This window comes from Oleiharenicola lentus (genome assembly GCF_004118375.1).
Lineage (GTDB): Bacteria > Verrucomicrobiota > Verrucomicrobiia > Opitutales > Opitutaceae > Lacunisphaera > Lacunisphaera lenta.
This window is the reverse complement of the sequence record NZ_SDHX01000001.1, coordinates 1,958,709-1,981,041: the sequence shown is the minus strand read 5'-3', so window position 1 is coordinate 1,981,041 and position 22,333 is coordinate 1,958,709. Positions and strand designations below refer to the sequence as shown.

Sequence of the window (22,333 nt, the reverse complement as noted above, 5' to 3'; positions counted from 1 at the left end):
GGTCAGTTCGGGCGGATGGTGACGGTGAGTGTCGCGCGGGTGACGGGTTCCTTCAGCGCCAGCCCGAGGCGCGTGGGCTTCCGACCGCCCGGGAGATCCTCGGTGAGCGTCTCCGCCCTCAACTGCCACGGCGCGGTCGACTCGACGAGCACGCGCAATGCGGCGTCGCCACTGCCCACCTGCAGGCGCCCCGGCCCGCGTTCGCGGTGCTGCTCGAACGTGATCAGGGCACCCTCGAAGGTCGAGGGTGTGGCGAACTCCACCGCGTCGAAGATCACGATCTCCGGCTTGGCGCCCCGCCGGAGCGTGAAGGTGCGCACGAGGGACTTGAGCGCCGGCACGGCGTAGGCGCCGGTCAGGTCGAGCACCACGACGTCTTCCGTCTCGGAGAAGGTCGCCGCAAGGACCTTGGAGGCGAACTCCCGCCCGGTCCGCTGCAACTCGCCTGCGACGACCGGCACGCTGTGGCCGTAGGAATTGAGCACCCGGGAATCGTAGCGCCGGTCGCTGAAGGTGCGCTGCGTGTATATCTCCAGGCCCGGGTCGACGAGCACGGCGCGCTCGCCGCGCGCAACGACGAACGAGCCGACGTCGTTGTGGTTGTGGTGTTCCTGATTGTGCCCGCCCTTGATGGCCGCCCCGAAATCCGGCGCGGCCCGGCCGGTGTAGACCTGCGCATCGGGGAACCAGTAGTGCGCCCGCCGCACCTGCGGCGCGGGCGCGGCCGGGAGACCCTCGGTCAACAGCGGGAGGAAGACCTTCATCGCCGACTCGTAGATCATCTGCGTCCGGAGATCGTTCACCGAAAGGTTCCACTGCTTCATGCCCAGCGGCTGGGGGTGGCCCTGCATCACGGCGAGCGCCCCGAACCACGTGGAGGGCCGCTCGGCCGGGTTCATGTCAGCGAAGGCCGGAAACACCCCAGGCAGGATCTGCAGGCCCCACGGGTAGGCCGCGACGCGGAGGGCGTGGTCGGAGGCCAGCGGACGCACCACGTTGCCGGTCGCCCGGCGCAGCGTCTCAGACAGCATCGTGAAGTGCCCGAAGCCGTAGTTCCAGTAGCCGATGCCCTCGCTGCAATAGCCATCGGGGGTGAAGCCCCCGAGATAGTACGGCAGGTTGAGCTCGGCCGCAGCGACCACGGCGGCGCGCTCAGCCCGCGACTCGAGCCGCGCAAGCGCGGTGCCAACGACGCCGGCGTGGCAGACGGAGTTCCAGTTGTTGTCGGTGCGGTCCCACCACATGCCGTCGGTGTCGGCGCTAGCCTCGCCGCGCGTGCGCGCCATAAAAGGCGCGATGACGCGGCGCCGCAGCTCGGCGTCGATCCGTGCCACGAGTTCGGGTCCGAGGGCCTCCGCGTGCCAGCCGACCACGGTGGCCAGGGACCAGCCCTTCATCGCCACCATCAGGTCGACCTCGGTCCAGCGCTCCTCGAAATTGTTGAGCTTCGGGTCGTGCGCCGGGAGCACCCACGTGCGTTCGTTGAGGATGGCCGTGATCTCCTCGCGGAGCGCGGCAACGAAGCGCCCGCGGGCCTCGAGCGCCTCGGCCCACGCGAAGAGGCTCATGCGGTGCAGCCGTCGCAGGTTGGCCTGCTGGAACTCGACCCGGTTGCCGTCGCGCGAATACCGCAGGTAAAGCTCGTCCAGGATCACCGGGCTGGGTTCGCGCAGCGCGTCGGCCGCGGCCTGGACGAGTTCGCGGGCCGGGATCGTGGTCGCGGCACGCTTCCAAGTCGCGCGGTCGGCCGCCGGGGCGCCCCAGCCCTGCGGGTGCGCGGGCAGCGCCGCCTCGATCTCGCGCAGGCGGGCGGGTGACGGAGCGGAGCGGGCGGCCGGCTCGGCGGGCATGGTCGCGAGGGGGACCAGAAGCAGTGTCAGCAGGGCGAAGAGGTGCATAGGTCAGTGAATGATGCCGAGCAAGGCGAGCGCCGTGACGGTGCCACGGCCGCCCTCGAGCGGGACGTCCAGGGTTTCGAGTTCGAATTCGTGCCGGCCGGGCGGCAGGTCGTCGGCCACGCACGTGGGGCGGTACCAGCCGTGGTCACCGCACCAAGCGGGACGTTCGCGCGCCGTGACCTGCCAGGCACCGCCATCCACGCGATAGCGCACCTCCGAGGACAGTCGCCCGAAGGAGAAGCCCAGGACCAGGCCGCGGCCCTCGAACGCGAGGCGGAGGCGCGCGCCCGGCACCGTGCTCAGGAGCACGCGGTCCACGCCGGCGCAGGCCGTCCAGCGCCGCAGCATCCAAGGGCCCGCCAGCTCCGGCCGGTCGAGCCCGGCCAGGGAAACCTTTTCCCAGCAACCCGCGTCGAGGGCCGGCGGCAGCGCGGCCGGGCGCGGGGTCGCGGGCGCCGCGCCGAGCGCGGCGGTGCAATGGGCGATGACGGCCTCGGCGTACAGCAGGCTGCCCCGCAGCTCCGGGTGAAGACCGTCCGGGAGCCAGTCGGACCAAGCGAGCCGGCCGCGCCGCACTTCCCGGAGCGCGTGCAAGCCGACCCAGATGGAATCGAGACCGTAGTGGTCGGCGAGCACCTCGAATTCCGCCACGCTGGCAGGCACACGACCGGCATCAAGGTCGGTCAGCATTTCCGGACAGAAAGTGTGGACGAGCACCACGTCGATCCCGGCCGCGAGGAGCTGGCGCAGCGTGCCCTCGCGCGTGCGGCGGCGGCGGGCCGGCGCGGTGCCGTGGTCGTTCACCGCATATTCAACGAACACGAGATCGCACCCGCGGGTGACGATCTCCGGTCCGACGCGGAAGGCCCCGAGATCGCTGCCCGTCGCGCCAATAGCGGCATTTTCCACGACGAGACGGACGCCCGGATGGCGGTCCGCCAGCCAGGCAGTAAAGGGCTCGGGCCAGCGCGTGCCGGTATGGGGCGCGGTGATCGAGCCGCCGAGGAAGCCCACCGTGAGGCGGCCCGCCTCGAGGACCGCTCGAGTGCGGGACCAGGGGCCGCGGTGGCGGCTGACTGGTCCAAGGTCGGGCTGCGTGCTCATCGGGTCACCGGCCGCCGCAGCGTGCGGCCGTCGTTCCAGGTAAATGACTGCACGAGGGTGGTCGTGGGGACACGGGCCTCACCGCGCTCGTTGGTCTCGATCATGCGGATCAGAATCCGCGCCGCGGTGGCCCCTACCTCCACCGAGTTGATCTGCAGCCCGCTCAACGTGTGAGTCGGGTGTTCCTTGTAAAAGAAGGCGATCCCTAATTCTTGCGGTACGCGGAGGCCGATCGAGCGGGCGAACGCGGGCAAGCGATCCTCCTCGGTCAACACAACGTCCGGGCGCTCGCGGCGTACCCACTCGGCGAAAAGCTCCTCATTCCAGCGATCCTCCGGCAGAATCAGCGGGGGAATCTCCTCCCAATCCGGACGCAGCCTCCGTTGTACGAGAAAAACGCCAAGCCGACTGTGGTGCGTGCGGACGTCCTGCGACGCGCGCAACACGAGGCCCGGCCGCCGGTATCCCCGACGTGATACCTCGTCCAACACGCGCTCGATGCCGAAGGCATGGTCGTCGACCACGCGGCTGAGAACCGGGCGGGGGAGCGAATAGTCCAGACTTAACGCGCTAAACTTCGCCCACTCTATGTCGAGGGGTGGAAAATCAACTGGCAGCGGGGCGATGAGCAGGCCCTGAACGTTTTGCGTCCACAGGATGCCGCTGAGTCGTGCCGCAGATATGCCGGGCTCACGCAACCAGACCGGCTCACACACATAGCCGCGCTCCGCGGCGGCCTGTCGCGCACCGGCGAAGCAGCCGGCCGAATAGTCGCTTTCCTTCCATTCATCGCGCCGGGGAAATGCGGTGAGAAAAGCAATCTTCGCCCGGAACGAGTCCTTGTGGCGCCGGTGGCGTTGCGCCATCAGCGCCGAGATCAGCGGATCAGGTCGGTAACCGAGGCGGCGGGCCGCAAGTCGGACCACTCGAATCGTCTCTGCCGACACTTCAGGACTGTTGCGTAACGCCAGCGACACGGCGGTCTGTGAAAGACCCGTCTGCCGCGCGACATCTTTTTGGGTGACCATGACCACGATTGGATGCGGTGGTCGTTGGGGGGCAAGCCGGGAGGCCGGGGTATTCAGACCGGCTGCGTGCGCACGTGATCGAGCAATTCGGCCAAGGGCGCCGTCGCCACGCCACAAACCACGTCACCGCCGCCGTAGTAAAGGTGATAGGTGCCGTTCAGCACCGCGTGGCCGCAGGGAAAGCAGACGCCGTTGTAGAGGCCCTTGGTCTCCCACTCCGCGGTCGGCTCGTATATCGCTCGCCGCGTGCGGTGGGTAACGCGGAAGGGGTCTTCGAGATCGAGCAGCAGCGCGCCGAGGCGGTAGTGCTTGTCGGGCCCGACGGCGTGATAGATCTGCAGCCAGCCGTGAGGGGTCTTGAGCGGGGGGTTGTTCGCGCCGACTTTGAGTTCCCAATCATATTCGGCCTTGGCCAGCAACCTGAGCTGCTTCCAGCCGAGCAGATCGACGTTTGCCGCGATCCAAATCGCGGGCTGAGCATTTGGAAAGCCCTGGCCGTGCCACTGCATCGGACGATGCAAGGTGACCCACTTGCCGCCCACCTGTTCTGGAAAGATGACGACATCGCGCTCGTCGAGCGACGGGTCGGTCAGGCGGCCGGCACGGATCCACTCCTTGAAATCGCGTGTGAGGAATAGGTGCGTCGACGTGAGATTTTGCCTCAATGCGGCGGGGAAATGCGGCGGAAACGCCAGGTGCGGTCGGCGCGCCAGCGCGGCGGGATCCCAGTAGCGCCCGGGCGGGAACGGGCGCGAGGCCACGGTGACGTAATACCAGTCGCCGATCTTAATGATGCGCGGATCCTCGAGGCAGCCGCCGTCCGGCGTGTTGGGCAGCGGGGAGGCGACCGGGTTGCCGGGGTCGCGCTGGAAATGGATGCCATCGCGGCTGCGGGCAAGGGCCAGATGCACGCGGTGGTCGGCGTCATCACCCGCGGCGCGGTAGAGGAGCAAGACCTCGCCCGCGACGTCGTCATACCAAGCGGCGGGGTTGGTGGCCACCAGGGACTCCCAAGCGAGCGTCGGATCGGGGCGAAGGATCGGGTTGGCCGGGTGACGGGAGAGCTGAAAATCGGCTAGATAGGACATGGCAGGGGGCGGAGTGGGAGAAAATGAGGGCGGAACACGACCCCGAAACGTGTTCCGCCCCTATTGAACCAACCTTGCTACCCTTAGAACTTGTAGTCGGTGCTGAGGCGGAACGTGCGGTACTCGCCGAATGTGAAACCTTCGGACACGTAGTTTTTGTCAAAGAGGTTTCCGACGTTGAGTCGCACGACGATGGTCCGCTTGTCGGCCAGCTTGAAATCCTTGGCGAGAGTCATCCAGTGCACCAGGTAGGGATCGCTGCGGCGCGTCAGGGAATTGAGGCCGTTGTTGAGATCCAGGATGGTGTCGTTCTTGTAGGTGAACCCGTAGCCGAGGCGCAGGCCGGCGACCTTGCTGTGCTGAAACGTGTAGTTCAGCGAGAAGGTGCCGGACTTTTCCGGAGCGCGGGGCAGCTCGCGACCGATCTTGAACTGCTCGTTGGCGGCCGCGCCGGTGATCTTGCCGTTGTAGTAGGCGTAACCCAAGCGGACATCGAAGGCCTTGGTCGGCTTGTAGGTGGCCTCGAACTCGAAACCCTTGCTCTCCTCACCCGGCGAGAGGACGCCATAGGTGCGCGGGGGCTGGAACGAGAAGTCGGTGAACTGGCGGCCGACGTTCGTGCGCTTCTGCGAGAAGACCGTCAGCGTCGTGCGCAGCTTGTCGCTCCACACCGACTTCACGCCGCCCTCAAGGCCCTTGGCCTCCTGCGGGGGCAGGAACTGGTTGTTTATGTCGAGCAGGAACTGCGGCGCGTAGCTGGTGCTGTAGTTGGCGAACAGCAGGTGCTTTTTCTCGCGGTCCACCATGAAGCCGAGGCCGAACTGGTAGATCGGGGTCGAGCCGAGCTCGATCTTCACCTTGCTCTGCTGGTTGTAGTTCTGGATCAGCTTGCCTCGGGCGTATCCGAGGAGCATCTGCACGCGGTCATCGTAAGCCGAGAGAACCTCGCTGATGCGGGTGTTGCTCCAGGTGCTGGTGAAGCGCTGCGGGCCGCGGAAGAGCCGCCACGGGTTATTGGGATCGGTCACAGTCGGGATCTCGTACGCATTGCCGCCGAGCGTGTTGGAGGGCTCGATGGAGTTAGTGACGTAGTTGTTCCTCGGGAACGGCGCGTAGTCCGAGGCCACCGTGTCGCGCGTGGCCAAGCCCGTGACCGGGTCATAGCCAATATTCAGCGTGAAGAGGTTGAGCGTCGCGCCATTTTGGTACGTGCGCCACTGCTTGAAGTAGTAGTCGTTGGTGTTCCACTCATAGCCGAGCACGGTGCGGGACTTGATCGGGCCGAATTCGTACTCGAAGAGCAGGTCGCCCTTGTAGCCGCTGATCTGGTTGCCGTCCTGGTCCTCCACGCCGAACCATGGCGTCGGGGTCACGCGAAATGGATCGCCCCCGCCCGGAGTCACCTGGTCGCGGTCGCGGCCGTTCTGCGAATAGACGCCGCGGAAGGTGATGTTTTCCGTGATGCGGGACGTGAGATCCGCGGTCCAGTTCGTCATCTTGTTGTTCGCATTTGCGTAGGGGCCGAAGGTGTAGTTGGTCGCCCGACCCAGGCCGCGCTTGTTCTTGTCGACCACTTCCTTGGTCTGGCCCGGCGGGACCCAGACGATCGGCTGTAGCGCACCGAAGTTGGTCTCGATATCGAGATACTCGTACTCGATGGTGAGTTCCGTGTTCGGGAAGACGCGCCAGAGCATCGAGGGGTTGATCGAGACGACGGTGTTGGAAAACCACTTCGTGTCGCGCTCGTTGTACGTGTAAGACATCGGGAGACGGAAGCCCAGCTTGCCGGGGATCAGAGTGTAATCGACGTCCGTCATGGCCCGCTGGAAGGCGTAGTTGCCCAAGACGGCCGTGACCGTGCCATGCGCGCCGGTGGAATTGCGCAGGCGCGGCCGCTTCGAGATGTAGTTGATGACGCCACCCGGGTCATTCTGCCCGTACAGGATTGAGTTCGGGCCGCGGATGATTTCCACGCGGTCGACGCCGGTCATGTCGTAGAGCCGGCCGCCGGGGGCGAAACCGTTGCGGCGGGGGAGCACAGTGAAGCCGCGCGAGGCGTACTGCTGGTTGCCGCCGGCGCCCTCGGAGGTCTGGTTGTTCTGCGCCGCCAGCCCGGGCACGATCTTGGTCAGATGGTCGCCGTTGAGGACCATCAGGTCCTTCATCAATTCGGCGCTGAAGACCGAAATGGCCATCGGGGTCTGCTCGAGCGGCCTGGATACCAAGGTGCCCGAAGTCGATTCCGTGATATCGCCGCCTTCCGTGGCGGTGACCACGAAGGGGGAGAGCGTGACCACCTCGTCTTCTGCGGCTTCGCTCGGACTGGGCGCGGTCTGCGCCAGTAAGGTTCCGGCGGAAAAAGCGGACAACAGGCCCGCGACAACATACCTGGCTAATGATTTCATGTGGGTTAGGGGGTAAGGGGTAAGGGACCAGCCGCGCGTGGCGCGGCACTTCAGACTTCGCCCCCTAGGTAGCCGTGAAGCCCCGGCCAGCAATCCCTGCATGGCTAATATCGATTAGACCCAGAGGGACACACGCTCTGGCCCTTCACCGCCCGGCACTGGGCGCACCGGCCACCCTTGAGCCGCGACCGGGCAAGCCGCAAAATCCGCACCAGCGCTCCGCGCTGCCAGACCTCACCTACGGTGACACCGATGAGTTCCGAAACTCTCAGCCGGTTTCCAAGCCAAGCACGAGATGCCCGCGATTGCGGGAACTCTCGGCCGCCAGCACTGGCTCCAGCCGCATCTGATCGAGTTCGCTCGGGCAATCGCATCTGTTCATGCCCCAGAGGTGCAAAACCGCCCGGGCTCCCGTCCGCATCCCGTCCTCCTTCCCCTCCCCCCGCCAGCTCGCACGCCCGATCTGGTGGGACACTGCAAAAGCAGGATAGAGCCAGCCGATTGCGCTGCACACCTCAACTCAATTGAACGCCCCTTTGGGCAACACGCCCTCAAGACACAATCTCTTTAGATTTCCCCTATTTCACACGCCCGTGCCATTCCCCGCCCGGCAGCACTGTTTTCCAATGGAGACTTAATTGATCTCTCCATTCGAGGAGATGCGCAAGCGACGCGGTGTCGTTTCTTGGCTTTTATGCAGATGAAATAAGGGCCTTCAGGACTACATTCAACACGGGCAGACTGCGAGGGCGCGAGGCGCCCGGCAGACTTCGCGACCGTATCTGAGCGCAAAGGTCTTTCAGCCTAGATATCTCGCCCGAGGCATCAGGCATACTGCTTAAATATCTGGATTAAAGGTTTGTCTCTCTGACCCCATGGACACGTCTGCAATTTACATTACTTAAATCGTCCAAGTCCCGACTCGCCGCTTATCCCCCGATTTTTAATGGTCGGTCAGAACCCTGATTTAAGCCGGGCATTTTCAGCTCTCGCAAAGTGCTCACCCCAGTGAGATAGCGAAAGCGCTTAAATTAACAAGGCTGGGTTCTTTTTGAATTAAATTGGCGGCGCGGAGGGGGATCGAACCCCGCGGGCTATCATCCGCCGGCACCTTGCGCGGCCGCGCCGTAACCAGAGACCGTCAGCCTATCTGGCCTCTTCAACCACTCAATCCTGCATCGCACCCGCCAACACGTCTGAAGCGCCCGTGGAGGACGCGATGAGCAGAACTTACGGATAACCCACCTTGTCCCGATCATCGATCAGCAGCACGCGTTGGCGGATCAGCTGCTCCAGCACCACCTTCACCTGCTCCTTGGTGAGATCGTTGCCGTCGAAGGTTGCGATGACATGCTCCAGCGTCGAACGCTTCCGCGGCCGCACGGTTCCCTGCCGGATCTGCTCGATCAGTTTTTCCAACCGCACGACCGGCGCATCGCGCCGCACGGGAATCGGCAGATAGAGCGAGGGGAAAACGACATGCCGCGTGACGTCCATGCCGCGCGAAGCCAGATGACGGAGCAGTGGCTCGAAATCCTCGGCCTGGGAAACGATGTGGAACTGCGCCTGGGGGTGCTCCTTCACAGCCAGACCGAGCTGGTAGGCCAGGGCCAGGTCGAAGGCACTCCGCCCGGCCACGCCCACCTCGACGAGCTCGATCTGCCCGTTCAAGCGGTGAATCTGCCGCACCAGCGCCAAGTCGAGACGCTGCTGCCGTGTGCCGATCAGCAGCACCACCCGCACGGGCTTGCCCTCTATGCCGGCAAAATCCACGTCCGGCACGTTTTCAAAATCCACCAGGACGATATGCTCGAAGGGGATCATGGTTGGCGGCTGGGCTGGCTCCGGGAATCAGCGGCCCGCCTTGGGCTGAACGTCGAGGGTGAGCCAGACCGGGCGGTGATCGCTCGCATCCACGGTGCCGGGGCCGTCGTGGATGGTGGCGCGGTTGCCGACAACATGTGATTTCAAACCGGGGGAAACCATCAGGTAGTCGATGCGGCTGTATTGGTCCTCGCGCCTGAAGAAATGCGTCCAGAGATGTCCGCGCGAATCGGCGGCGCGCACCAGCTCGCCCACGACCAGGTCGCCGCGTTTCTGCAGCGCGCGCACCGGGCGGGTGCTGCGGGTGTCGTTCCAATCGCCGACCACGAGGAACTTCGCCTGGGCCGGATCGGGGAAACGGGTCAGCACCAGATCGCGCACAGCCTCGGCCTCCAGCGACCGTTGGAGGAGGGATTCCGGATCGTCCTTCCGCTCGGTGTATTTGCTCTTCAGGTGGACCACGAAAATCGAAACGTCGCCCTGGTCGGTGGCAATGATCACCTCCAGCGCGCCCCGCCGGACCTTGGCCGGCTGGTCGAAATAGGTGAAGGGCACGTCCGCGTGGGGCTTTACCTCCTTGAAGGGCACCTTCGACAACACCGCCACATGGCGGTTAGCGTCAGGACCGTCGAGCACAACGGTGTGCGGGTAATCCTGTCCGGCCGCTTTCAACTCCCGCTGAAATTCGTCCAGGTAGGACTTGGTTCCCATCTCCTGCACGGCGAGCACGTCGGGGGCGATGGCGCCGATCACCTGGGTGAGCGCGACGCGCTCATTCTCGGGTTTCGGATAGGACTCACGGTAGACGCCGTCCACCATGCGGTTCGCAAGCGTGTAGTTTTCGACGTTGTAGGTGGCGACCTTGAGGGCCGCCTGCGCGACGGCGCAGAGGAGGAGAAACAGGACCGGGAGGCGGAGCGTATTCATAAGATCAGGTGCCGAGGGCCCGCTCGCGTTCCACGAGCGTGGGGTGCGAGTAATAGACGGCGCTGTAGAGCGGGTGCGGCGTGAGGTTGGAAAGATTCCTCTGCGAGAGCTTGCGCAGCGCCCCCGAGAGCGGGGCGGCCCCGCCCATGGCATCGCGAGCAAAGGCGTCGGCCTCGTATTCGTGCTTGCGCGACACCCAGTTGCCGATGGGCGAGAACCAGAAGGTCGCCAGTCCGCCCAGCAGGCCGAAAAGCAGGAATGTCGCCGCCGTCGCGCCGGCTGGCAGGCCGAGAGCGGTGTTGAACCACGGCGCCTGGCTCAGCCACGCGATGACCGCAAAGGCCCCGAGTTGCAGCAACGCCATCGTCACGAGCCGCTGCGGAATATGGCCGCGGCGGTAATGCCCGATCTCGTGCGCCAACACCGCCTCGAGTTCGGTCTGGGAGAGCTGGTTCATCAGCGTGTCGAAAAGCACGATGCGCCGAAAACGACCGAAACCCGTGAAGAAGGCGTTGGAATGGGCCGAGCGCTTCGAACCGTCCATCACCTCGATCGTCTTGGCGCGGAAACCGGTGCGATCCGACAGCGCCAGCAGGCGGGTGCGGGCATCACCCTCGGGGAGCGGCGTGAGTTTGTTGAAGAGTGGCAAAATGAGCTTCGGATAAAGCACGAGCATCAGCAGCTGGAAGCCGAACAGCAGCCCGAAGCCCCAGACCCACCAGAACGGTCCCATCTTGCCGACAAGGGCCAGCAATGCCCACGCGAGCGGAAACCCGATCAGGAGGCCGAGCAGCGTGGATTTGACCTGGTCGCTGATCCACAGCTTGAGCGTGCTCTGGTTGAACCCAAAACGCGCTTCCAGCCGGAACTGCGCCCACCAGGCCAGCGGCAGACCGGGCAGGCCGAGTAAAATCATCGTGGCCACGAGAAACAGCGAGCCGCTCCACGCGGCACCCGGTGCCATCGCGTCGAACTTCGCCCACAGCCAGGGCAACAATCCGCTGAACAGGACCACACCCAGCAAGACCGCGTCAAAGATCAGTTCGATCGAACCGAAACGGCTTTTCGCCAGCGTGTAGTCGGTGGACTTGGCGTAGGTCGTGGCATCCATCACCTCCCCCAGCGCCGGAGGCACCGCCCCGGCGTTGCGCCGCACTTCCGCGCGGTTGAGGGCCTCGAGCCCAAGCTGGGCGAGGAGCCTCGCGACGATCAGACCTATTACCGTCAGGGGCAGCCAATGCATGGCTTTAGTGGACTCCGATTGGGGGCCCGCGCCAGCCTAAACCGCTGGCTGCCAGTCGTCCGGCAAAGATTGATTGAAATGCCCCGCCCCGGGCGCACAGTGACAGCGTGGATTCTGACAAGACCGCCAAACTCAGTTTCGAGGCCGCGCTGGCCAAGCTCGAGACCATCGTTGACTCGATGGAATCGGGCGAAGTGCCGCTGGCCGAGCTCCTCGCCAAATACGAGGAGGGCTCCAAGCTCCTCAAGGTGTGCGAAAGCCGCCTGAAGGACGCCGAGCTGAAGATCGAGAAGCTTAAGAAGGCGAAGGACGGCAGCGCGACCTTCGAGGCCTTTGAATCCACCCGCGCGGAGTAACCGCCTGCGGCCCCCACCACGATGAGCAATTCCGCGTCCGTCCCCACCCTCCTTTCCCGCATCGCCGGCCCCGCCGACGTCAAAGCCCTCGCGCCCGAGCAACTTCCGCAGCTCGCGCAGGAAATCCGCGACGAACTCATCGAGGTCACCTCGCGCAACGGCGGCCATGTCGGTCCCAATCTCGGCGTGGTCGAGCTGACCATCGCGCTGCACCGCGTGTTCAACACACCCGACGACCAGTTTGTGTTCGACGTCGCCCACCAGGGCTACGTGCACAAGCTCCTCACCGGCCGCGGCGGCGACTTCTTCGCCAAGCTCCGCAAGACCGGCGGCGCCTCGGGCTTCCTCTACCGCAGCGAGAGCCCGCACGACGCCTTTGGCGCGGGCCACGCCGGCACCGCCCTCTCCGCCGCCCTCGGCATGGCCACGGCCCGCGACCTCCGCAACTCGCCCGAACACGTCATCGCCGTGTGCGGTGACGCCGCCTTCACCTGCGGCGTGACGCTCGAGGCGCTCAACAACGTCGTCGCTTCGACCAAGCGCCTCATCGTCATCCTCAACGACAACGAGTGGTCCATCGCCAAGAACGTCGGCGCCATCGCGAGCTACCTGAACAAGCTCAGCACCAACCCGACCTACAACAAGATGCACCACGACGTGGAGAGCTTCTTCAAGAGCTTCCCCGCCGGCGTGGAGATGAACCGGGTTTACAACAAGTGGAAGCGCGAGACGAAGGACTTCTTCGTCGAGTCCTCCCTCTTCGAGAAGTTCGGTCTGCGCTACCTCGGCCCCGTGGACGGCCACAACCTCGACGCGTTGGTCAAGAACCTGGAGTTTGCCAAGCACTGTGACGTGCCCGTGCTCATCCACGTGCAGACCAAGAAGGGCAAGGGCCTCGACGCCGCCCTCGCCCACCCCGAGAAATTCCACGGTGCCAGCCCCTTCGACCCCGAGACCGGCGAGAGCGTGAAGGCCATTCCCGGCACGCCGCCCAATTACCAGGACGTCTTCGGCTCGGCCCTCTCCCGCTTCGCCCGGGCCAACCCGAAGGTGCTCGGCATCACCGGCGCCATGCCCAGTGGCACCGGGCTCTCGCAGCTCGCCAGGGAAGTGCCTGCGCAGTTCTTCGACGTCGGCATCGCCGAGGAACATGCTGTGCTCTTCGCCGCCGGCCTCGCGACCAAGGGCTTCCGCCCGGTCTGCGCGATCTACTCGACCTTCCTCCAGCGCGCCTACGACATGGTCATCCACGACGTCGCGCTGCAGAACCTGCCCGTGACCTTCTGCATGGACCGTGCCGGCCTCTCGCCCAACGACGGCCCGACCCACCACGGCCTCTTCGACGTGAGCTACCTCCGCTGCGTGCCCAACGCCACGGTCATGCAGCCCAAGGACGAGGACGAACTCGTGGACATGCTGCACACGAGCCTGCACCTGCCCGGCCCCGGTTTCATCCGCTACCCGCGCGGCGCCGGCACCGGCGCGCCGGTCAAGCACGAGCCCGCCCTCATTCCGGTCGGGCACGCCGAGACGCTCAAGGTTGGCACCAACATCATCATCTGGGCCCTCGGCTCGATGGTGCCCGACGCCCTCAAGCTCGCCCAGCGTCTCGAGCGCGAGGAACACATCTCCGTCGGCGTCGTGAACGCCCGCTTCGTCAAGCCGCTCGACCGCACCCTCCTGCTCAGCCAGGCCGCCGTCGTCCCGCTCATCGTGACGATGGAGGACAACGTCCTTGCCGGCGGTTTCGGCAGCGCCGTCCTCGAGGCCCTGCAGGAAGCGCACTGCCCCACGCCCGTCGAGCGCATCGGCTGGCCCGACAAGTTCGTGGAGCACGGCAGCAGCGTGGAAATTCTCCGCGCCAACTACGGCCTCGCCCCCGACGACATCTTCGCCCGCGTCAGCGCCCGCTGGCGCAGCCTGCAGTCGGACCACCAGCCCACCGCCGACGTGCGCTAAACCGGCGGGCTTCTGTCTCCGCATCGTTTGCCCAAGCCTCTCCGTCCGGAGCGGCAAATTTTTGACACGGTTGGCCGGGAATAGGCTTGTGACAGTTCCGCCCCGAAAGCTAACTGTCAGACCGCCATGATCGTCACGACCGCCCAACTCTTCAAACACGCCTACGGCAAATATGCCGTCGGCGCCTACAACATCAACAACGCCGAGCAGGCCATGGGCCTGTTCCGCGGCGCCATCGAGTCCCAGGCGCCGTTCATCATCCAGATTTCCAAGGGCGCACGGGCTTACACCGACAAGCGCATGCTCGAGGCCATCATCCGCTCGGCCGGCGAGATTTTCCCGGAGGCCATCTTCGCGGTCCACCTCGACCACGGCGACGAGCAGACCTGCTACGAGTGCATCGATTCCGGCTTCTTCAGCTCCGTGATGATCGACGCCTCCCACGACCCCTTCGACAAGAACGTCGAGATCTCGAAGCGCGTTGTGGACCGCGCCCACGCCAAGGGCATCTCCGTCGAGGCCGAACTCGGCATGCTCGGCGGCGTCGAGGAGGACATCAAGGTCGAGGACGGCCACGCCACCCTCACCAACCCGGCCGAGGCCGAGGAATTCGTCAAGCGGACCGGTTGCGACTCCCTCGCCTGCGCCATCGGCACCTCGCACGGCGCCTTCAAGTTCAAGGGCAAGCAGAGCCTCCACTTCGACGTGCTCGAGAAGATCAAGGCCCGCATGCCCGGCTTCCCGCTCGTCATGCACGGTTCCTCCAGCGTTCCGCAGGACGAAGTCGCCCGCATCAACGCCGCCGGCGGCCAGATCAAGGACTCCATGGGCGTGGACGTGAACGAGTATCTCCCCGCCGCCAAGCTCGGCGTCACCAAGATCAACATCGACACCGACGGCCGCCTCGTCTGGACCCGTGTCCACCGCGAGTTCTTCCGCGACAAGCCCGCCGAGTTCGATTTCCGCCCCCCGGGCAAGATCTTCATCGCCGAATACGCGAAGTTCATCGCCTCGCGCAACAAGCTCCTCGGCAGCGCCGGCCAGCTGGCCGACCTCCGCCAGAGCCTCGGCAAGTAAGCCTTCACTGGAATCGCCTTAAGAAAAACGCCGCCCACACCGGGCGGCGTTTTTCTTTGGGCAGCAGGCCGGAAACTTCCGGCCGGTCGTTCTGCTACCAGCGCCCCCGAGCTTTTGGACTGTCATGGCGAAAGGGCGAAGTAAGCCGGTTGTCTGCGGTGGTTTCGGCGAATGACATGCTGGCCACCTTGCCACCACGCCCCGGCGCTGTGCGCCACCCCTCCATGATGGCGAAAATCCCCTCTCGAGAGGGGTGCCCGCAGGGCGGGGTGTGGCTAGGCATCGAATGCTCTCAACGCCCCCCGGTCTTGTCATGAGCAGGCGCGAAGCGACGAAGCCATCCCGCTGGATCGCTACGGCCCGCGATGCGGGCCGCGCGAGGACAATAGTCTAAAAGCGACGGACATTTGTTATTTGTCCGCCCGAACGGCGAAGTCCGGCTCAGGAATCGAAACCCAGGGCGTTGATCACGGCCTCGTAGGTGATCCGGCCGTTGCGGGTGTTGATGCCCTTGGCCAGGCCCTTGTGCTCCGCCAGCGCCCGCTCGACGCCCTTTTGCACCATGAGGGCCACGAAGGGTTCCGTCGCCTGCGTGAGCCCCATCGTCGAGGTGCGGCCGACCAACGCCGGCATATTGGGCACCGCGTAATGGATCACGCCGTTCTGCTTGTAGGTGGGGTTCTCGTGCGAGGTGGCGTGAATGGTCTCGATGCAACCGCCCTGATCAATGGCGATGTCCACGATCACGCTGCCCGGCTGCATCTGCGCGACCATCTTCCGGGACACCACGATCGGGGCCTTGGCCGCGGGAATCAGCACGGCGCCGATGAGCAGGTCGGCCTCAGCCACCTGCTGTTCGATGTTGGCGGGATTGGACACAAGCGTGACGACCTTGCCCCGGTATTCCTGGTCGATGACCTCGAGTTTGCGGGTGTCCAGATCCAGCACCGTCACGCGCGCGCCCATGCCGGCGGCCATGCGGACGGCGTGTGCGCCGGAGTTGCCCGCGCCCACGACGACCACATGGCCCGGCATGGTGCCGGGTATGCCGCCGAGCAGCATGCCCGAGCCGCCCAGCTGCGACTGAAGCAGATACGCCCCGATCTGGATCGAGAGACGGCCGGCCACCTGCGACATGGGCTTCAGCAGCGGAAACTGGCCGTCCGGGCCCTCGACGGTCTCGTAGGCCAGCCCCAGGATGTTTTTCCGGCAAAGCTCCCGCGCCAGCTCCGGGCAGGCGGCAAGATGCAGGTAGGTGAAGACTGTCTGCCCTTCCCGCATCAGCGTGAACTCGCTTTCCTGCGGCTCCTTTACTTTCAGGATGAGGTCAGCGGTCTTCCAGACCTTGGCGGCCGAGGAGACCACGGCGGCGCCAGCGGTCCGATATTGCTCGTCGGTGAAACCCGCGCTGATCCCCGCCCCCTTCTCGAGCACGACCTTGCCGCCGAGTGAAGTCACGCGGCGGCAAAGACTGGGCGTCATGGAGACGCGCGTTTCACCGATTTTGATTTCTTTGGGAACTCCGATAGTCATTTGTCGCTTATGACACAGGCTTCGCGACCGGAGGCAATGCCGGAAGCGGGTTAATCCCCCGCCCCAATCCGCCGCACCCTCCCGAACTCAGACCCGGATGCCGCGCACCCAATCGCGATTCGCCAGATGCCACTCGACGGTGCGGCGAAACCCTTCTTCGGCGGGGACGGTCGGCGACCAGTTGAGCAGGCGCTTCGCCTTGGCGATGTCGGCCCAGGTTTCCTTCATGTCCGCGGTGCTGGGCGGCTGGCCGGCTATCTTCGCCGCCTTTCCGAGCACCTTTTCGATGAAGCCGATGACCGTGAGCAGGGAGAGCGGGTTGCGGCCGCCGCCAAGATTGATCACTTCACAGCCCAGCGGCTTGAGCGCGAGCACGGTGCCTCGGGCGATGTCGTCCACAAAAGTGAAATCGCGCGCCTGCGAGCCGTCGCCGAAGAGCGTGATCGGCGTGCCCTCGTCGATCCACTTGATGAAACGGAACGGCGCCATGTCCGGCCGGCCGGCCGGGCCGAACACCGTGAAGTAGCGGAGCATCGTCACGTCGAGGCCGTGCTGCCGGTGATAGTCACGGGCGAGCAGCTCGGCCTGTTTCTTCGTCTCGGCGTAGGGCGACTGCGGCGCCTCGACCGGGGATTCCTCCGTGAAGGGCATCGGGCAACCGGCATAAAGCGACGAGCTCGAGGCGAGCACATGTTTCCTCACGCCGAACCGGCGCTGACACTCGAGCACGTTGCGTGCGCCCTCGATGTTGGTGCGACGGTAGAGTTCGGGCTCAGCCAGACTGGCCCGCACCCCGGCGCGGGCCGCGAGGTTGATCACCGCCTCAAAGCGGTGCGCGGTAAACACGCGCTCCAAGGCGGGCAGATTTTCGATGTCCCCCGGTTGCCAGACAAAGCCGGGCTGGGTGCGCAGGCGGGCCAGCCGCCACTCTTTCAGGCGGACGTCGTAATAGTCGTTGAGGTTGTCGAGGCCCACGACCGTGTGCCCCTCCGCGAGCAGCAATTCGCTGACTCTGGAGGCAATGAACCCCGCCGCACCGGTGACGAGAAAGGTCGCCATGAATCAGGCCTTCAGCGCAGAGAAATCCGCCCGCACCATCTGCCGGGCGACGTCAGTTCCAACGGTGGCGGGCTGCCAGCCGAGCTTCCGGCGCGCCAGCCGGGCGTCGCCCACGAGCGTCGTGGACTCGATGGGCCGGTAGAACTTCGGATCGACGCGCAGCACGATAGCGCCGGTGTCGGTGCGCCGCGCGATTTCCGCGCGCCCCTTGCCGGAGAATTTCAGCCTGAGGCCCAGCTCCGCGAAGGCGGCGGCGGCAAAGTCCCGCACGGCGGTCGCCCGGCCGGTGGCGAAGATGTAATCGCGGGCGGTCCCCGCCTGCAGCGACCGCCACATCACCTCGACGAATTCCGGGGCCCAGCCCCAGTCGCGCTTGGCGTCGAGGTTGCCGAGCACGATCTCCTTCTGCTGGCCGGCTGCGATGCGCGCGGCCCCGAGGGAAATCTTGCGGGTCACGAAATTCTCCCCGCGTCGCGGCGACTCGTGGTTGTAGGCGATGCCGTTGACGGCAAAGAGCCCGTAAGCCTGCCGGTAAACCCGGCACATCTGCGCGGCAAAAGCCTTGGCGCAGCCGTAGGGGTTCACCGGATTGACCGGGGTGGATTCGTCCTGCGGTGCCCGGTCGGGCGCACCGAACAGCTCGGAACTGGCCGCATGGTAGAACCGCACCGGCTGGGCGAGATCGCGCAGGATCTCCAGCAGCGCGAGCGTGGCCGTGGCGTTCTCCTCGCTGGTGACCTCCGGAATCTCGAAGCTCAGGCCCACGTGGCTCTGCCCGGCCAGGTGGTAAACCTCCCGCGGCGCAACCTTCTGCACGATGCGGCGCAACGACGTGTGGTCGGTGAGGTCGCTGTAGTGCAGCGTCAGCCGGTTCCGCCCGGCGCCGGCGCGCAGGTGCTCGATGCGCGACCGGTTGAACATGCTCGCGCGCCGCACGACCCCGTGGACGTTGTAGCCCTTCCCGAGCAGCAGCTCGGCCAGGTAGGATCCATCCTGGCCGGTGATGCCGAGGATAAGGGCGGTTTTTTGACGCGAAAGACGGGACATCGCCGCCAGCAAGACAAGTCGGCGCGCGAATTCAACCCCGCGTGTGCGGACTCACTTCCGGCGGGCGGCCAGCCACTTTTTCATGTCGGCCAGGGGACGGGTGGTCAGAACCTGCTCCTTCGTCAGCCAGCCCTTCCGGGCCGCGCCGACCCCGGTCTTGTAATAGTCCAGCTGCGCCGTGCGGTGGGCATCGGGATTGATGCTCGTGAGCAGACCCTTCTCCGCCGCCTTGCGCCAGTGCCGCCAGTCCATGTCGAGGCGCATCGGCGAGGCGTTGAGCTCGATGGCCACACCGTTCGCGATGGCCGCGTCCACGATCCGGTCCACCTCCACGTCGTAGCCTTCACGCTCCAGCAGCAGCCGCCCGGTGAGGTGTCCGAGCATCGTGACGTGCGGGTGCTCGATGGCCTTGATGATGCGCTGCGTCATCACCTCGCGCTCCTGCCGGAACGACGAATGCACCGACACGACGACGTAATCCAGTTGCGCGAGCATCGCGTCCGAAAAATCCAGCCGCCCGTCGGGCAGGATGTCGCACTCGGTGCCGCTGAAGACCCAGGTCTTGAACTTCTTCGACTCGTTCAGCCGCTTGATCTCGGCGATCTGCTGCTCCAGCCGCGCCTCGTCGAGGCCGCGCGCCTGAAAACTCGATTTCGAATGATCGGCGATGCCGAGGTATTCCATCCCCAGCGCCTCGGCCGCGGCGGTCATCTCCTCCAGCGTGTTGTGTCCGTCGGACGCCGTCGTGTGGTTGTGAAACACGCCGCGAATGTCGGCCTCGGTGACGAGTTCGGGCAGCTTCCTCTGCTCCGCGGCTTCAACTTCCCCGCGACCCTCGCGCAATTCCGGTGGAATAAACTCCAGCCCCAGGTGACGGAACAGGTCTGCCTCCGTCTTCGCCGCCAAACTCTTCGGGCCGGTGGCGCCCGCTTTCTTTGCCTCGGCCGTCGAGCCATGCTTGTCCTCCGCCGGAAACAGCCCCCACTCGCTCAGGCTAAGGCCGCGCTCCAGCGCGCGCTGCCGCATCTGGACGTTGTGGTCCTTCGAGCCGGTCAGGTGGTGCAGCGTGAAGACAAACTGCTCCGGCGGCACCAGCCGCAAGTCGGCCTGCAGGCCCGACTCCAGCCGCACGCTGGCCTTCAGGTCGCCGCGCGCGGTGACTTCCTTGACATGCGGCTGGCTGACAAACCACTCCACCACGGGCGACGGCTCGGTCGTGGCCACGAGAAAATCCAGGTCTCCCACCGTCTCCATGCGCCGCCGCAGGCTGCCGCAGGATTCCACCTGCTGCACCGCCGCCAACGCCCGCAAACCCGCCAGAATCGGCGCGCCCGCCTCCTGCGCCTCGAGCCAGAGATGCCGCCGTCCGTAGGCTTCGCGGTTGCGGATGCCGGACAAAATTTTCTCCTGCGACTTGTCACCAAATCCCTCCAAAGCGGCCACCTGCCCCGCCTCGCACGCCGCCTTGAGCTTCTCGATCGAATCGGCGCCCAGCTTGTCCTGCAACGCACGGATCTTCTTCGTGCCCAGACCGGGAATGGAAAGCAGGTCCACCAAGCCGGCCGGAACCGAGGCCTTAAGCTTTTCGTGGAACTCCAGCCTCCCCGTGCGATGCAGCTCCGTTATTTTCTGCGCCAACGCCTCACCGATGCCCTTGACCTCCTCCAGCGTGCCGGCCTCGACGCGCCGGGCAATTTCATCCTCGGTCATGCCTTCGAGCAGGCGCGCGCCCGACTGGTAGGCGCGGGTCTTGAACGGATTCTCGCCCTTCAGCTCCAGCAGCGTGGCGATGTCGGTCAGAACGGCGGCAATCTCGGTCTTGTTCATGCGGGAGTGTTAACCACTGAACACACGGAACACACGGAATGCCAATCAGAACAGCCTTACTCTGCTGAATGTGGCCCGTCCTTGCGCTCTTCCAGAAATTTCCGATCCAATGCATCCTTGTCGCGCCACCCCTGTTTGAATCGGAGCATCAGCTCGGCGTTGGCAAAGGGCACCGCAACGCCGTCAACTTCATGCCAGTCAACAAACCTTTCCGCTTCCTCATAGGCGATGCCGGTAGCTTCCGTCATCAAATCCACGGTGATAGTGTCGTTGACGCGCACCACGACCCACTCCGAAAGATCCTCATCCTCGGCCAGCTCCTTCACCGCCTTGTCCGGAAGTATTTCCAAAGCACGCCGCACCAGTCTCTGGTTAGCCATGTCCCGGGCGATAAGCAGGTCCAGGTCATCCGTGGCCCGGATGAAACCGAGACGGTTGATCGCCACCCCTCCAATGACGATATAGCGGGCACCCAGCCGGTTCAGTTCCCGGGCCAAGGCGGTCAGATCCCGGTCATCGGGCGGGCGGGTCAGCCCGGCTGGCGGATTTTCGTCTTCCATGCGTTAGCTTCTTCCCAAGTGCGGAAACGCAGGACGCCTGGCTTCACCGCGCGCAGGGGAGCTACCGCAGCCGCTCGGCGTTGATTTCTGCCGAACCGCTCCATCGGAGTCGCCTTGATGGAGCCGACCACGAGCATTTCGCCCTTCTTTGTCATGCTGGCACTATCGTCCAAACCACGACGCGGTCAAGAACCGGCCATGAATCAGGATAGCAACCGCGCCACCTCCGCCCGGTTGACTTTGCCGACCGCGTTCAGCGGCCAGTTCTCCACGGGCAGGTAACGCTTGGGCCGCTTGTAGGCGGACAGGCTGGATACGATGCTCCGTTGCACCTTCGCCAAATCCGGACAGGTGGATGCCGGATAGGCCGCCACCACCGCCTGCCCCCATTCCGGGTCCGGCACCCCGACCACAACCACGTCGGAAAACTCATCCGTTTCGCGCAAGGCCCTTTCCACCTCCGCCGGGTTCACCTTCTCGCCGCCGGTGATGATGACCGCATCGCTGCGGCCGAGCACGTGCAGGTGCCCTTGCGGATCAACGTGACCCAGGTCGCTGGTCTTGAACTCACCCGGGGTCCGCCACTCGGGATAGTAGCCGCGAAAGAGCGATTCACCGCCAATCGAAACCACCCCGTTCTCCGCGACGGCCACACGCGCATGCGGCAGCGGGGCTCCGCTGCTGCGCGCACCCGACAAAAAATCCTCGGGTCGCAGCGCCGTGACCATCGCCGCAGTCTCGGTCATGCCATAGCCGGGCGACAGGCGCAACCCGAGGGCGGCCGCTCGGTCCAGCAGACCCGGTGTCGCCGCCGCACCGCCCAGGAAAATAATCCTGTATTCCTTCAGCCACGCGACCGCCGCCGGATTGCGCAGCAGGCGTTCCAGCTGGGTCGGCACCAGCGAGATCACCCAACCGTCGGGCTTGGCGGGCAGCGGGAGCAGGTCGCCGCCCTCAAGCTGCTTCCAGTCCAGCGGCACATACTCGCCTCCGGTCAATGCGCAGCGCAGCCACGCCATGAGCCCGCTCACATGATGCAAGGGCAGGACGCCGACGGCATTCACCCGCTCGACTCCAAAGTGGCGGGTGAAACCCCGAACCGCCGCCGTGATTGTCTGCTCGTCGTGCCGCGCAAACTTGAGCTGACCGCCACTGCCGCCCGTCGGGATCATCAGCCAGCCTTCGGGTGTCTTGGTGAAGCGGTTTTCCATCGGCATCTGCCGCAGGGCTTCGATCCGCGCCGCCTCCCCGGCCCCCCCGTTGGGATCGCACAAAAACACCTCCGTAAAGCCCGCCACCCCCCGGGCAAACTCCTGCATGAACTTCCGCGGGTCAGACTCGCTCACGAAGAATCGGACCCGCTGGCGGGCGCGCCGCTCCTGGCCGGTGAACACCTGG

17 protein-coding genes are annotated in these 22,333 nt (G+C 65.3%); 3 read left to right on the top strand and 14 right to left on the bottom strand.

What is annotated here, in order from left to right; all coding sequences use genetic code 11:
• Window positions 1-2: 2 nt before the first annotated feature.
• From ESB00_RS08310 to ESB00_RS08275, 8 genes are all read right to left on the bottom strand, one after another.
• The gene (locus ESB00_RS08310) at window positions 3-1,898 is read right to left on the bottom strand and encodes a heparinase II/III family protein (protein ID WP_129047239.1); all 1,896 of its coding nucleotides are present in this window, start codon (window positions 1,896-1,898) and stop codon (window positions 3-5) included.
• Between the two features lie 3 nt (window positions 1,899-1,901).
• Window positions 1,902-3,002 carry an SGNH/GDSL hydrolase family protein gene (locus ESB00_RS08305; protein ID WP_129047238.1) on the bottom strand — a complete coding sequence of 367 codons (1,101 nt, stop codon included), beginning with the start codon at window positions 3,000-3,002 and terminating at the stop codon, window positions 1,902-1,904.
• On the bottom strand, window positions 2,999-4,030 hold the full coding sequence (locus tag ESB00_RS08300; RefSeq protein WP_129047237.1) for a LacI family DNA-binding transcriptional regulator: 1,032 nt from the start codon (window positions 4,028-4,030) through the stop codon (window positions 2,999-3,001). The genes ESB00_RS08305 and ESB00_RS08300 overlap by 4 nt, the downstream gene beginning before the upstream one ends.
• Window positions 4,031-4,083: 53 nt before the next feature.
• Entirely contained in the window at window positions 4,084-5,118 is a 1,035-nt protein-coding gene (locus tag ESB00_RS08295; RefSeq protein ID WP_129047236.1) for a glycoside hydrolase family 130 protein, read from the bottom strand.
• An 83-nt stretch (window positions 5,119-5,201) separates the two neighbouring features.
• Window positions 5,202-7,523, bottom strand: coding sequence for a TonB-dependent siderophore receptor (locus tag ESB00_RS08290; protein WP_164976099.1), 2,322 nt, complete (start codon window positions 7,521-7,523; stop codon window positions 5,202-5,204).
• 1,230 nt (window positions 7,524-8,753) lie between these two features.
• Entirely contained in the window at window positions 8,754-9,347 is a 594-nt protein-coding gene (locus tag ESB00_RS08285) for a PIN domain-containing protein (RefSeq protein WP_129047234.1), read from the bottom strand.
• Window positions 9,348-9,374: 27 nt separating this feature from the next.
• The gene (locus ESB00_RS08280) at window positions 9,375-10,274 is read right to left on the bottom strand and encodes an endonuclease/exonuclease/phosphatase family protein (RefSeq protein WP_129047233.1); all 900 of its coding nucleotides are present in this window, start codon (window positions 10,272-10,274) and stop codon (window positions 9,375-9,377) included.
• 4 nt (window positions 10,275-10,278) lie between these two features.
• Complete coding sequence (locus tag ESB00_RS08275; protein WP_129047232.1) at window positions 10,279-11,517, bottom strand: M48 family metallopeptidase; 1,239 nt, start codon at window positions 11,515-11,517, stop codon at window positions 10,279-10,281.
• A gap of 107 nt (window positions 11,518-11,624) precedes the next feature.
• On the opposite strand from ESB00_RS08275, the gene xseB reads away from it, so the two are divergent.
• The 3 genes from xseB (at window position 11,625) to ESB00_RS08260 (ending at window position 14,909) form a co-directional block, all read left to right on the top strand.
• Entirely contained in the window at window positions 11,625-11,873 is a 249-nt protein-coding gene (gene xseB, locus ESB00_RS08270; RefSeq protein WP_246026435.1) for an exodeoxyribonuclease VII small subunit, read from the top strand.
• Between the two features lie 21 nt (window positions 11,874-11,894).
• Entirely contained in the window at window positions 11,895-13,832 is a 1,938-nt protein-coding gene (gene dxs, locus ESB00_RS08265) for a 1-deoxy-D-xylulose-5-phosphate synthase (protein WP_129047231.1), read from the top strand.
• Between the two features lie 126 nt (window positions 13,833-13,958).
• Window positions 13,959-14,909: a class II fructose-bisphosphate aldolase gene (locus tag ESB00_RS08260; protein ID WP_129047230.1), complete on the top strand. Its 951-nt coding sequence runs from the start codon at window positions 13,959-13,961 to the stop codon at window positions 14,907-14,909.
• A gap of 441 nt (window positions 14,910-15,350) precedes the next feature.
• On the opposite strand, the gene ald is transcribed toward ESB00_RS08260, so the two are convergent.
• From ald to ESB00_RS08230, 6 genes are all read right to left on the bottom strand, one after another.
• Window positions 15,351-16,442 (bottom strand): alanine dehydrogenase, encoded by a 1,092-nt coding sequence (ald, locus tag ESB00_RS08255; RefSeq protein WP_129047229.1) that lies wholly within the window; start codon window positions 16,440-16,442, stop codon window positions 15,351-15,353.
• Window positions 16,443-16,529: 87 nt separating this feature from the next.
• Window positions 16,530-17,501 carry an NAD-dependent epimerase/dehydratase family protein gene (locus tag ESB00_RS08250; protein WP_129047228.1) on the bottom strand — a complete coding sequence of 324 codons (972 nt, stop codon included), beginning with the start codon at window positions 17,499-17,501 and terminating at the stop codon, window positions 16,530-16,532.
• A gap of 3 nt (window positions 17,502-17,504) precedes the next feature.
• Entirely contained in the window at window positions 17,505-18,548 is a 1,044-nt protein-coding gene (gmd, locus tag ESB00_RS08245; protein WP_129047227.1) for a GDP-mannose 4,6-dehydratase, read from the bottom strand.
• Window positions 18,549-18,599: 51 nt separating this feature from the next.
• Window positions 18,600-20,375, bottom strand: coding sequence for a DNA polymerase/3'-5' exonuclease PolX (gene polX / locus ESB00_RS08240; protein ID WP_129047226.1), 1,776 nt, complete (start codon window positions 20,373-20,375; stop codon window positions 18,600-18,602).
• 56 nt (window positions 20,376-20,431) lie between these two features.
• Window positions 20,432-20,935: a hypothetical protein gene (locus tag ESB00_RS08235; RefSeq protein WP_129047225.1), complete on the bottom strand. Its 504-nt coding sequence runs from the start codon at window positions 20,933-20,935 to the stop codon at window positions 20,432-20,434.
• Window positions 20,936-21,138: 203 nt separating this feature from the next.
• Entirely contained in the window at window positions 21,139-22,329 is a 1,191-nt protein-coding gene (locus ESB00_RS08230; RefSeq protein WP_218938707.1) for an AMP-binding protein, read from the bottom strand.
• Window positions 22,330-22,333 lie beyond the last annotated feature (4 nt).

Excerpts from the sequence above, each read along its gene's own strand:
- ESB00_RS08250 (WP_129047228.1), bottom strand. The coding sequence starts at position 17,501 with ATGGCGACCTTTCTCGTCACCGGTGCGGCGGGGTTCATTGCCTCCAGA.
- ESB00_RS08260 (WP_129047230.1), top strand. The coding sequence starts at position 13,959 with ATGATCGTCACGACCGCCCAACTCTTCAAACACGCCTACGGCAAATAT.
- ESB00_RS08295 (WP_129047236.1), bottom strand. The coding sequence starts at position 5,118 with ATGTCCTATCTAGCCGATTTTCAGCTCTCCCGTCACCCGGCCAACCCG.
- polX (WP_129047226.1), bottom strand. The coding sequence starts at position 20,375 with ATGAACAAGACCGAGATTGCCGCCGTTCTGACCGACATCGCCACGCTG.
- ESB00_RS08275 (WP_129047232.1), bottom strand. The coding sequence starts at position 11,517 with ATGCATTGGCTGCCCCTGACGGTAATAGGTCTGATCGTCGCGAGGCTC.
- ESB00_RS08300 (WP_129047237.1), bottom strand. The coding sequence starts at position 4,030 with ATGGTCACCCAAAAAGATGTCGCGCGGCAGACGGGTCTTTCACAGACC.
- ESB00_RS08290 (WP_164976099.1), bottom strand. The coding sequence starts at position 7,523 with ATGAAATCATTAGCCAGGTATGTTGTCGCGGGCCTGTTGTCCGCTTTT.
- ESB00_RS08280 (WP_129047233.1), bottom strand. The coding sequence starts at position 10,274 with ATGAATACGCTCCGCCTCCCGGTCCTGTTTCTCCTCCTCTGCGCCGTC.
- gmd (WP_129047227.1), bottom strand. The coding sequence starts at position 18,548 with ATGTCCCGTCTTTCGCGTCAAAAAACCGCCCTTATCCTCGGCATCACC.
- ESB00_RS08285 (WP_129047234.1), bottom strand. The coding sequence starts at position 9,347 with ATGATCCCCTTCGAGCATATCGTCCTGGTGGATTTTGAAAACGTGCCG.
- ald (WP_129047229.1), bottom strand. The coding sequence starts at position 16,442 with ATGACTATCGGAGTTCCCAAAGAAATCAAAATCGGTGAAACGCGCGTC.
- ESB00_RS08305 (WP_129047238.1), bottom strand. The coding sequence starts at position 3,002 with ATGAGCACGCAGCCCGACCTTGGACCAGTCAGCCGCCACCGCGGCCCC.
- ESB00_RS08310 (WP_129047239.1), bottom strand. The coding sequence starts at position 1,898 with ATGCACCTCTTCGCCCTGCTGACACTGCTTCTGGTCCCCCTCGCGACC.
- dxs (WP_129047231.1), top strand. The coding sequence starts at position 11,895 with ATGAGCAATTCCGCGTCCGTCCCCACCCTCCTTTCCCGCATCGCCGGC.
- ESB00_RS08235 (WP_129047225.1), bottom strand. The coding sequence starts at position 20,935 with ATGGAAGACGAAAATCCGCCAGCCGGGCTGACCCGCCCGCCCGATGAC.